10 protein-coding genes are annotated in these 12,162 nt (G+C 40.8%); 1 reads left to right on the top strand and 9 read right to left on the bottom strand.

Features of this window, described 5'->3' with window-relative positions:
* Window positions 1–140: 140 nt before the first annotated feature.
* The 4 genes from artM to artP all read right to left on the bottom strand — a co-directional run bounded on the left by artM (window position 141) and on the right by artP (window position 3,114).
* Window positions 141–806, bottom strand: coding sequence for an arginine ABC transporter permease ArtM (gene artM / locus QNK26_RS04210; RefSeq protein ID WP_319221009.1), 666 nt, complete (start codon window positions 804–806; stop codon window positions 141–143).
* Window positions 803–1,477: an arginine ABC transporter permease ArtQ gene (artQ, locus tag QNK26_RS04215; RefSeq protein ID WP_319221010.1), complete on the bottom strand. Its 675-nt coding sequence runs from the start codon at window positions 1,475–1,477 to the stop codon at window positions 803–805. The genes artM and artQ overlap by 4 nt, the downstream gene beginning before the upstream one ends.
* Before the next feature lie 135 nt (window positions 1,478–1,612).
* Window positions 1,613–2,356 carry a lysine/arginine/ornithine ABC transporter substrate-binding protein gene (locus QNK26_RS04220; RefSeq protein ID WP_319221011.1) on the bottom strand — a complete coding sequence of 248 codons (744 nt, stop codon included), beginning with the start codon at window positions 2,354–2,356 and terminating at the stop codon, window positions 1,613–1,615.
* Window positions 2,357–2,373: 17 nt separating this feature from the next.
* Window positions 2,374–3,114, bottom strand: coding sequence for an arginine ABC transporter ATP-binding protein ArtP (gene artP, locus QNK26_RS04225; protein WP_319221012.1), 741 nt, complete (start codon window positions 3,112–3,114; stop codon window positions 2,374–2,376).
* 270 nt (window positions 3,115–3,384) lie between these two features.
* On the opposite strand from artP, the gene argR reads away from it, so the two are divergent.
* Complete coding sequence (argR, locus tag QNK26_RS04230; RefSeq protein ID WP_319221013.1) at window positions 3,385–3,846, top strand: transcriptional regulator ArgR; 462 nt, start codon at window positions 3,385–3,387, stop codon at window positions 3,844–3,846.
* A gap of 89 nt (window positions 3,847–3,935) precedes the next feature.
* Here argR and QNK26_RS04235 read toward each other — a convergent pair whose 3' ends face one another.
* From QNK26_RS04235 to QNK26_RS04255, 5 genes are all read right to left on the bottom strand, one after another.
* Window positions 3,936–5,003, bottom strand: a complete 1,068-nt coding sequence (locus tag QNK26_RS04235; RefSeq protein WP_319221014.1) for an ABC transporter ATP-binding protein — start codon at window positions 5,001–5,003, stop codon at window positions 3,936–3,938.
* Window positions 5,003–6,634 carry an iron ABC transporter permease gene (locus QNK26_RS04240; RefSeq protein ID WP_319221015.1) on the bottom strand — a complete coding sequence of 544 codons (1,632 nt, stop codon included), beginning with the start codon at window positions 6,632–6,634 and terminating at the stop codon, window positions 5,003–5,005. The genes QNK26_RS04235 and QNK26_RS04240 overlap by 1 nt, the downstream gene beginning before the upstream one ends.
* Before the next feature lie 147 nt (window positions 6,635–6,781).
* The gene (locus QNK26_RS04245) at window positions 6,782–7,801 is read right to left on the bottom strand and encodes a Fe(3+) ABC transporter substrate-binding protein (protein ID WP_319221016.1); all 1,020 of its coding nucleotides are present in this window, start codon (window positions 7,799–7,801) and stop codon (window positions 6,782–6,784) included.
* Between the two features lie 175 nt (window positions 7,802–7,976).
* A complete protein-coding gene (locus QNK26_RS04250; protein WP_319221017.1) occupies window positions 7,977–11,003 on the bottom strand; it encodes an efflux RND transporter permease subunit in 3,027 nt (1,008 codons plus the stop codon).
* Between the two features lie 2 nt (window positions 11,004–11,005).
* Window positions 11,006–11,842 (bottom strand): efflux RND transporter periplasmic adaptor subunit, encoded by an 837-nt coding sequence (locus QNK26_RS04255; RefSeq protein WP_319221018.1) that lies wholly within the window; start codon window positions 11,840–11,842, stop codon window positions 11,006–11,008.
* Between the last annotated feature and the right edge of the window lie 320 nt (window positions 11,843–12,162).

A 12,162-nucleotide genomic window follows, 5' to 3' on the forward strand; every position in this document is an offset into this window, starting at 1 on the left:
CTATCTATTCGTTATTTAGTTTCAGGTGAAATGATTCAATGTGCTCAGCCATACTCATGATCGTCATCCGCAAAGATGATTGCCATAAGAATAGCTGAACTGACAGCCTTCGTTAACGTAACGAAAACAGCCTGAAAAAATTAAGATTGGAATGCGAGGGCTTTCTTTTCTAACTGTTTAAAGATTAATACTAAGATACCGTTCATGCCTAAGTAGATAATACCGGCGGCTGAAAATGCCATTAATGCATCATAAGTTTGGCCATTAATTTGATTGGCATAACCCATCACGTCCATGATAGTTATCGAACTGGCTAATGACGTACCTTTAAGCACTAAAATCACTTCATTAGAATAAGACGGTAATACCCGACGTATCGCATGGGGTACAATAACGGCCAGCGTTTGGCCTCGCGTCATACCTAGAGCTTTACAAGCATCCCACTCGCCGCGTGGCACAGATTCAATCGCACCTTTAAATAACAATGATGAATACGCTGCAGTATTAAACGCCAACGCAATGATGGCACAAATCTGCGCTTGACTAAGGTAATCCCATAAAAAGCTATTTTTAATCACTTCAAACTGCGATGGGCCACTGTAAACCAAAAATATTTGGATTAATAATGGCGTACCAGTAAAGATTAAAATAATGCCACGTGCTAACAGATTTAGTCCCGGGATCTTATTCACCATCGCTAACGTTAAAAACACCGCAATGATAGATCCAAAGAATAAACTGAAAAAAGTGATTTCAAGCGTTGTACTCAAGCCGTTAAATAATAACCAGAAGTGATCTAATGTCATTTTGCTACTCCGGCATCAAAACGATTAATGTAATTATCAAGGTGCTTTAACATCCATTGGCTGATCAAGGTAATAATCAGATAAATCGCAGCCGCCGCCACCAAAAAGGTGAATGGTTTATAGGTACTGCCTGATAATAAATCCGCCTGTTTCATCAAATCAGTCACGCCGATTAACGACACTAACGCAGTATCTTTTAATAATACCATCCACTGGTTGCCTAAGCCCGGCAGCGCTAAACGCCATGCTTGCGGTAACGTCACACGAATAAAGCAGAGAACAGCTCCCATGCCAAGCGCTTGTGCCGCTTGCTGCTGACCTTTTGGTACAGATTGAATTGCCGCGCGCAGTGTTTGCGAAGCATAAGAAGCAAAAATCAGTGACAGTGCCACGACACCACTCCAGAACGGACTGATGTCATAAAATTCATCGGTTAATAAAAACAGAATATGCGTGCCACCAAAAAACACAAAGAAGACAATCAAGATCTCAGGTAAGCCACGTAATATCGTAACAAATAGGCCAATAGGTTTAGCGATAAGTGGGTTCTTTTGCATTTCTGCAACACAGAACAAAATAGCGAGAACCAAGCCGACCAACAACGATGTTAGCGCAAGGCCTAAGGTGATTTTTGTTGCATCCAATAATAATTGAAGCTGCAAAAGATCCATAAAAACTCCGGACGTAAAAACAAAAAGTGCCCCTAAAAGGCACTTTAAAATAAATTATCTCGAGGCCACAATAACCAGGCTATTGAGCCCTGATATTGCGCAACCAATCAGCTCGAGATTAAACACTGTTATCGGTTATTTAGCAAAGTATTTTGCGTAAATCTTATCGTAGGTACCGTTTGCTTTAATCGTTTGCAAACCTTTATTCAATTTAGCTAATAATTCTGCATTGTCTTTACGTACTGCAATTGCAAAACCGTTACCAAAGTATTTCGCATCCGTTACCGCTTTACCCACCGTTTCGTAATTACCACCACTGTGCTTAGTTAACCAATCGTGGGCAACCGCAGAGTCAGCAAATACGCCGTTAATACGACCATTTTTAAGGTCTAAAAACGCTTTTTGGTATGATGGGAAGTTCAGTAATAATACTTTTTCATCTGCGTAGTTATCTGCCATGTAAGCTTGGTGCGACGTACCATTTTGTACACCGACCGCTTTACCCGATAAATCAGCAACGACGTTATATTTGCCTTTTTCTGCCACTAATACTGCAGAGTTTTCATAATAAACATCAGAGAAGTCAACTTGCTTTTGACGAGCAGGTGTTACGTCCATTGCCGCAATAGCCGCGTCATAACGACGGAACTTTAAGCTTGGGATCAAACTATCAAATGACTGATTGGCAAAACTACATTCCGCTTTTAATTCAGTACAAACCGCGCGGGCGATATCAATATCAAAACCTTGGAATTCGTTGTTTGCATCCATCATTTCAAAGGGAGGATACGTCGCTTCTGTTACAAATTTTATTTGCTCTGCCGCGGTTACTTGCGCTGCCGCTGACGTTAGAATTAATGCTGTTAATAATTTTTTCATTGGGTACGACCTTATTCCTAATGTTTTAAATAATTTGTAAACTGTGGCGTTTGTGGTTGCTGGAAGTGCTCAGCACCACCGAATTCAACAATTTCGCCGCCTTCAAGATAACAAACCTGACTAGCGACTTTACGCGCGAAGTCCACTTCGTGCGTCACAACAACTTGAGTAATACCTGTGATTGCCAGTGACTTAATGATTTCAGCTACTTGATTGGTCACCTCTGGATCTAACGCCGCAGTAGGTTCATCAAATAACAATACTTCTGGTTTCATCATTAGAGCACGTGCAATCGCCACCCGTTGTTGTTGACCACCTGATAATGCTAATGGAAATACATGTGCTTTATCAGCCAGTTGTAATTGCTCAAGGATCTTCATGGCCTCTTCACGAGCTTGTTGTTTTGTTTGCTTTAAGATCTTAACCGGTGCTTCAATTAAATTATCTATCACAGACATATGTGGCCATAGGTTGTATTGTTGAAATACCATACCAACTTTCTGTCTTAGCATCTGACTACGCTTGATTAATTTTTTATCATTCAGCTTGGCAGAAAAATCAAATGTTTCCCCAGCAATACTGATTGAACCATTATCTGGCGTATCAAGTAAATTAAGTACGCGCAACAGTGAACTCTTACCTGCACCACTTGGACCAAGCAGCACTAAGGTCTCGCCTTTTGCACATTTAAGGTCGATGTGTTGTAACACGTCAAGTTGACCCCAAGATTTACAGATGTTTTTTAGTTCGATGCTCATAAGGATAACTGAATATAATTGCACTAGATGCAAGTATAATAACCGATTAAACTTCAATATCAACATAAATATTCACTTTAACTCGGTTTTTATGCAAAAAATCCAAATTAACCAAATTAGCTAGATAAAATATGCCCTGCTGGTATCATATGCATAATTATTCAGTTCTTCATGAACCAAGTTCATTTACGATTCACATTAATGATTGAGTAACTGATTTTAACATTAGCAGCTTGAATTATAGATGAATCAACTGACATGGAAAAAAGTATGAGTGAAAAACAAGATCTGTTAGTAAAAGCATTTAAAGGATTATTGAAAGAAGAGCATCTTGGCTCACAAGGCGAGATTGTTGATGCACTAAAGGAACAAGGCTTTGATAGTGTTAATCAATCAAAAGTTTCACGGATGCTCAGCAAATTTGGTGCCGTGCGCACACGCAATGCCAAAGATGAGATGGTGTATTGCTTACCTGCAGAGTTGGGTGTACCAACCATTAGCAGCCAATTAAAGAACTTAGTATTAGATATTAGCCATAATGAATGCTTGATTGTGATCCAAACCAGTCCTGGTTCAGCGCAATTGATCGCACGTTTATTAGATTCATTAGGGCGCACAGAAGGAATTTTAGGGACGATTGCCGGCGATGATACAATTTTCATTACCCCAACCAGCACCAGTATTATTACCGAAGTCGACAATGCAGTAAAAGACTTGTTTGAATATATCTAACAGTTAGCACAAGCGACTGCGCAGCTGAATTACATGTTTGGCGCTGATATTTATCACGCCAAACATGCCTCTTTATAAGTCTTTAACCGTTAATCACGATCAAACAACACCAAATCATGTTCTGCCACCGTCACATTGACCATATCGCCAACCTGCATTGGCTGCTGCATCGATACCGATAATTCCAAACAACCCTCCCCTAGCGTTTTATCTGCTAGACAGATCGTACAATGCGTAGTCATGCCTAAAAACTGTTGCTGGCTGATAGTGGCTATACCCTGTTCGACAATTTGTAACTGTAATTGCTGAGGGCGTAGCGCTAACAGCTTCTGCTCACCAACGGCTAGCGTTAATTTTTGTTTACTGCGGATAACACCTAATGCAGTTTGTACGCTGTAGTCATCTAATACCACCGCATCTAAGTAATTCACCTTACCTAAGAAGTCAGCAACAAAGCGAGTCGCAGGCTGATTATATAACTCGCTCGGCGTACCTAATTGCTCAATTTTACCTTGATGAAATACCGCTAAGCGATCGGCAAATGCAAACGCCTCTTCCTTGCTATGGGTAACAAAGATTGCACTCATATTATGCGATTTAAGCAAGTCGCGCATTTCTTCAATCAAATGATGACGTACTTGGCTATCAATATTAGAAAAAGGTTCATCTAATAATAACAATTCCGGTGAACAGGCTAACGCACGGGCAATCGCCACACGCTGCTGCTGACCACCAGAGAGTTGATGTGGGTAACGGTCTGCAAATTCAGTCAAATTCACTAATTTAAGCACATAATCCAACGTCTTTTTTTGCTGCGCCTTGGTTTTTTGATATTGGCTAAACAGCACATTATCAGTCACCGTCAAATGTGGAAATAATGCATAATCCTGAAATATCATGCCCACATTACGTTTTTCTGGTGCCAGATTTAATTTGTCATTATCAACCACGTGGCCATTAATTTCGATACTGCCTTGGGTTGGTGGTAATAACCCAGCAATCAATTTTAATGTCGTGGTTTTACCACAGCCACTGGGGCCTAATAAACACAAAATTTCGTTTTTACCTAACGTCAGATCAAGCCCAGTAAGAATATCGACACCAGCATAACTACAATGCAGATCTGAAATGGTTAATGCAGAAGGAGAAGTAGTCATCAGTGCTGTTGCTCCAAAGAACGATTCAAGAAAATAAGCGGGATCAAGCCAACTAATACAATCACAATTGCCGCTAAGGCCGCTTGCTCTAACATTTCATCAGAGGCAAATTGAAATACATAGGTCGCCAATGTTTCGTAGTTAAACGGCCGTAATAGCAACGCCGTTGGTAACTCTTTCATTGATTCAATAAACACCAATAAAAAGGCGGCCAATACACCTTTACGGATCAAGGGAATATGCACTTTGCGGATCATGCTATTTGGGCTGTGCCCTAACGTACGAGTCACCATGTCTAAAGACGGTGATATTTTATCAATACTGCTTTCAACTGAACCGACAGCAATCGCCGAAAAACGAATCAGATAAGCAAAAATGAGTGCAAACGTGGTACCGGTAAACACCAAACCCGGTGTCCAATCCCAAAGGAATTCAGTGATATCATTTAATAAAAAATCAGCAGAGGTCAATGGGATAATAATACCAATTGCCAACACAGTACCTGGCAATGCGTAACCCATGGTACTAATACGCGCCGGAATTGCGGCATATTTAGTGCCAACTAAGCGGCGGTATAAACCCAGTAATATCGCGCAACAAACTGCTAAACTAGCAACAATAACCGCTAGAATTAAACTGTTGGCACTATACTGAAAAAATTCTTCAGTCCAAGATTCGGCAAAATAATGCCATGCATAATTAACCAACACTGCAAACGGCAATATAAAACCAGCAAATACCAGCAACCAGCACCAAGCCATCGCAAACCACTTCGGACCGCCAGTTAACGGGTAACGCACCTCTTGTTCATGCAACATACTTTTTTGAAATACTTGCTGTTTACGGCGCGCGAAACGCTCTAAACCGACAAATAATAAGATCACCGACAATGTCATCACCGACAACTGCGCTGCCGCCGTTAAACTGCCATGGCCAATCCAAGTATCGTAAACCGCTGTCGTTAGTGTATTAACGGCAAAATAGTTCACCGTGGCAAAGTCAGCCACCGTCTCCATCGCCACTAAAGATAAACCCACCGCAATCGCAGGGCGCGCAAGTGGCAATGATACGCGTAGACAACTCGATAATGCCGAACTGCCCAACATACGACTGGCTTGAATCAAACTGGTTGATTGTTCGAGAAATGAAGTTCGGGCCAACAAATAAAGGTAAGGATATAATACCAACGCCAGTACAGTGGCAGCGCCGGGAATAGTGCGGATATCGAAGAACCAATAATCACTGGCATTTTGCCAACCAAATATACCCCGCAGGGCAATTTGTACCGGACCAGCATAATCAAACATATCGGTATAAATGTAAGCCACGATATACGCAGGCATCGCCATCGGTAACATCAATGCCCATTGTAAGCTTTTACGCCCAGGAAAGTCACACATGGCAATCAACCACGCGGCAGGCAAAGCAATAATACTGCTGATTAAGCAAACCAGAAAAACAAGAATAAGGGTATTTTGAACGTAGTCGAGGAGAACGGTATCAACAAGGTGTTGAAAAACATCGGCACTGGGGCCAATTGCCTGATAAAACAATGCGGCAATAGGTAGCGCTAACATGATCGCAATAAACCAACTACTAGAATGCCAAGAAAAGGCTAACTTATGATTCATGAACGGAAAAATAACTCCTGTTTAGATACGCGAAAAGGTTGGCGAGTTACAAAGTAACTTTACCAACCTTTAAAGCAGTCTATTAACAACTTAATCAAGTCGCAATATCAACTGTTAACCCCTAACAAATTTAGGGGATTATGTATTCTACAAGTCGAATTTAACTTCATCAAGTAGTCTTAATGCCGCTTTACGATGTTTTGCAATTTCAGCTACTGGCATGTAATCCGCATTAAATTGGCCCCAAGATGAAACTAGCTCAGATGCTTGGATACCAGCTTTAACTGGATATTCCATGTTAACATCAGCATACATATGTTGAGCTTTCGCGCCAGATAGGTATTCCATTAGTTTAACGGCGTTACCTTTATTCGGTGCATATTTAGCTAATACCATACCCGATACATTTACGTGCGCACCGTGGTTTTCTTGGTTAGGAAAGTTAATGTTAACTGATTCAGCCCAAGCAACTTGCTTTGGATCTTTCAACATTTTGCCTAAATAGTAGCTGTTGCCCAGCGCAACAGTACAAACGCCTTCTTTAATGGCTTTAACTTGAGCGCGATCGTTACCTTGTGGTTTACGTGCGAGGTTAGCTTTAACACCTTCTAACCATTCTTTTGCTTCAGCTTCACCGTGATGCGAGATCATTGATGAGATAAGCGCCACGTTGTATGGATGTTTACCCGAACGTGTACAAATTTGACCTTTATATTTAGGGTCGGCAAGTTCTTCGTAAGTGATGTTAGCAACGTCACCATAAACTTCACGTGATGTATAAATGTTACGAACACGTGTTGTTAGTGCAAACCATTCGCCATCTGGGTCACGGTATTGTGCTGGAATGTTATCTTCTAATACGTCGCTTGATACAGCTTGAGTAACACCGATCTCAACAGCTTCCACTAAACGGCTGATATCAGTTGTTAGTAATAGATCGGCTTTTGATAAACGACCTTCACGTGCCATTCTATCTGCAAGTCCTTTCTTCGCAAATACAATATTGACCTTCACACCAGTATCTTTAGTGTATTGTTCAAGGATCGGATTAAGCAAATTCGCTTGGCGATTTGAATAAATATTAACTTCTTCACCAGCAAAAGCAGTTACGCTCATAAGTGACGTTGTTAATGCCAAAGCAGATAAACCAAATATTCCTTTTTTCATCCTTACCTCTAAATACGAATTGTTTACATTATGGAATGGAGTCTATAAGAATCGTGCAGGGAGCACAAGTGTGAATGATAATAATTATCAAAAAGATTAACCTAGATCAGTAACCCAGTTGGCTTTTATATTGAGATAAAAACCGACTGGCTAAGATGACAATCTAAACCCTCACTTACAATTCTCGGTTGTGACGCACTTTCCACTCTAAAACATAGGCATACAAAGCAGGAATAATAATTAATGTAACTAACATCGAAATGATGCAACCCCAGCCGACCACTAACGCCATTGGCGACATGTAATTATCATAACCGCCCAAACCATAAGCTAAAGGCACTAAACCAACCACTGTGGTGATGGTGGTTAATAGAATAGGTCGAACACGACTTTTGGTTCCTGTGATGATGAAATCCATGACGTTATCACGGTCTAACGTAGTGATCGTTGAACGGAAATGCCAAATCAACACTAAACTGTTATTCACCATAATACCAATTAAGGCGATCATGCCGATGATAGAAAAAAAGCTAAGCACTTGATTATGTAAAAATAAAATAAATAGCGCGCCAGCAATACCAAATGGCACAACAGTCAGAACGATTAACGTTTCAATTATTCGGTCAAACAATAATAATAACAGAATGCTGATACCCACAAATGCCATAAATATCGCAATCATAAAACCTTGCTGCGCTTCTGCAGTCTCTAATATTTGTCCTGCTGCGACTAACCTAGCCCCCTCATAATCTTGACCTGAATAATCTTGACCAGAAAACGAGGTCACCACACGATCAAAGACCGCAATCGGATCTGTCAGTGTCGGCTCGATACCAGAAGACACACGGATCACCCGTTCACCATTATAGTGACTGATCTGCGATGCAGAGGTTGTATCCACCCAACGAATTAACTTACTCAGCGGTACTAAACTGCCATCATTTGCACGAACATTCAGGTTATTCAATTCTGCAAGCGTTTTGTCATTTTCCTCTAAACTGATCCGGAAAAACACTTCCTCTTCACCATTAAAAATGCGAGATATACGCTCTCCTTCAACAGCATATTTAATTAAATCACCGACTTGCTGCGCACTAATACCGTAATAGTTAAGCCATTGGTACTGTAATTGTGCTTCCACACGAGGCTGGCTATCCTGCAAGTCACGACTAACACGGCTGGTGCCATCGAGAGTCTCTAGAAATGACACTAAATCATTGGCTAATTTGTCACGGCCGAGATCGCTACCACCGACAACTTTAATATCAACGGGGCGACCAACAGGAGGCCCTCCGCCATCAATATCAAACTCTACTTGAGCAAACCCCGCGATTTGTTCCGCAACCTCTTCCCACTCAGTAACAATATCTTCAGCACTGCGTTCACGACTATTTACAGGCGTTAATGAGATAACCCAATAACTACTTGGCGTACCAACTTCACCATACCAAGCACTCACTTCGCTAGTATTTTCAAATAACGCTTCTAGTTTTTGTGTTCGTTGCCAGACTTCATCCAATGATAATTCTGGGTCTGTTTCTACTCCCACTTCAATTAAGTATGCGCCGTCAGTCGGAAAGAATAAAAAGCTCAATTGTGTATACGAGAAAGTACCCAGACCAATACAGAACACCAAGGAAATACTAATCACCCATTTACGCTTGTTGAGCATCCAGCTGATCGCGTTGTTAATCCCCTTAAAATGAGCTTCATTAGTTGGCTTTATGCGGTTACTTTTCTCTAATACACCTTGTAAATGAGCAGGAATAAAAAATAGTGCATCAATAAACGAAAAGCACAATGCTACAATCACGGTTAATGGGATCACATACATCATTTGACCACTATTTCCCGGCAAGAATAGCAAAGGTATAAAGGCAATCATGGTGCTTAAAATACTGGCACTAATCGCGGGGAATACCGCTTTAACACCGTTACTTACTGCTTTATTAATTGGCTGACCTTCTTCAACCAAACTAATGATTTTGTCACTGACCACCACCGCATCATCAACAATAATGCCAATAATCAAAATAAGAGCAGATAAGGTATAAGCATCCAGAATTTGTCCCAATGCCGGTAATAACGCTAATGTACCTAATAGGCAAACAGGAATTGAAACCGCCACCCAAAAAGCAATACGCTTATCTAAGAATAACGCTAGTACCACCAGCACCAGAATTAAACCAACCAAACCATTGTTACGGACAATATCTGATTTAGCTTTAATTTCATTGGCTAAATCAAAACCAACCCCCAACTTATACTCATCGCCAAATTGCAATTCCATCGCGGATAATAAGTCCCGAACTTGTGCTGATGTCGCTAGTACATCCGCACTTTCATCTGTGCGTAAATCAAAGAGAATACTTTTTTGACCATTAAGTGAACCAAAAGCCTCTGCTTTTTGGAAAGTATTGCTAATACCTCCAGCCACATCTTTTAATTGGATATTAGGCATAAAACCAATAAACATATCGCCCAATTTATCAATATCATCGAGTTCAGCAACCGTGATTAGCTCAGGGTTATTTTGTACTAACTCTAAACGCCCACCACTAATGAGTACATTACGCTCGGCAATCAGCTGAGATATCTCACTAATTGTTAACCCATAACGCTGTAGTTGCGCGGGCTCTAAGGCGATTAAAAATTCTGGATCACGTAAGTCAATGGGATGCACCTGACCGATACCATCAACACGACGTAATGCCAGCTCTAAGGTTTTCGCACGCTCCCTTAATGCGCTGTAAGGTAATTCGCTGCTCACACCAACAACCATGAAATCCAAACTATAGGATTTCTTAATGGCTAAGGTTGGCGCATCGGTCACTCCGGTTGGCAGATCCGATACTCTAGAAATAGCATCGCGAATGTCTTGATAAACAATATTGGGATCTGAAACATCACTGTTCAATGCAAAATCAATCGAAGATACTCCGACTTCAGACGTCGAGTTAAATTCTTTGATACCAGAAATAGATAACAATTCTTTCTCTAGTTTACTGGTGACATTGCTTTCAATATCCGAGGCTGACGCGCCAGGATCAACAGTGGTGATCGTGCCATCGCCCATATCAAAACGAGGTTTTTCTGCTAACGGTAATTGAGTCAGTGAAAATAATCCCAACACCATTAATACCAAGGTCAGTATTTTTGCCGCTAACCTGCGCTGACTTAATAGCGTTAATAAAAACTGCATGATTACGCTCCCTGCTCAGCTAACTCAACGCGCGCTTGCATACCTGGTTTTAGATCTTGTAAGCTGTTTTCAATGAGCACTTCAACTAAAAAACCCGGTTCATTAGTTTGAAAGGCTGGCGCCAAAATAACGACTTTCCCTGTTAGTTTTTTATACTTTAAAGCAGGAACAGTGACATGAACGCTATCACCGACATTCATGGTAATAATATCTGATTCAAGCAAGTAAAAACGTACTTTAATCTGGCTCATATCCACCAAGGTGTAAAGAGGCGCGCCAGTTGCAATAAACTGACCTAACTCCACATTTCGCGTCAAAATAACTCCAGAAAAAGGCGCTTTCACTTCCGATTTGTCTTGCTGGCGTTTTGCCATTGCCAGTTTGATTTTATCCACTTCGACTTGTGATTTATTGCTATTGGTAATGCGACGTTGCTCATCAAATGCACTCGCCGAAATACCATTGGTCTTGTACAGCACTTGATAACGCTCTAACTGCTTTTGCTGTATTTGTAGCTCACTCGCACTAACAGCCAACTCCGCTTTCGCTAGCTGCACATTCAATAGATTATCTGCAATTGATAATTTAACTAACGTGTCACCGGTATTAACTGGATCGCCGATATCTTTGCTAAATTCATCAACAACCCCAGTAATCTCGTTACTAATGATGACACTGCGCACAGCAACCAACTGTCCTGTTACATAGTTATCCGCTAATTTATAATCGGGTGATACTGATGATGGATCAGCTTGGATGGCGGTTTCAGCAAAAGAACTAGTTACAGTGAGAGATAACAGCAAGTAAGTTAAATATTTAAACAGGTTGTGAGAGATCATTTCAGCTTGAACTTCCATATTGATAAGAGGTTAAGCAAACTAAAGCACTACAGCTTTTATTTACTCATTATCGATAGGATACAAAAGTCCATGTGAATAAAAGATGAACATAACAGAATGGAACTAATTCTATTTAATAAATTAGCCATAAAAAATGGCTACACATAAGTGCAGCCATGACTAGATTCGTATTACACAAAAAGTACTTAGCTATCGCTAAGCATATCACCTTTATCTTCTAACCAAGTGCGGCGATCAGATGAACGTTTTTTAGCTAACAACATATCCATCATTGCGAATGTCTCATCGGCATTGTCAAT

It is taken from the genome of Moritella sp. (assembly GCF_033791185.1).
Lineage (GTDB): Bacteria > Pseudomonadota > Gammaproteobacteria > Enterobacterales > Moritellaceae > Moritella.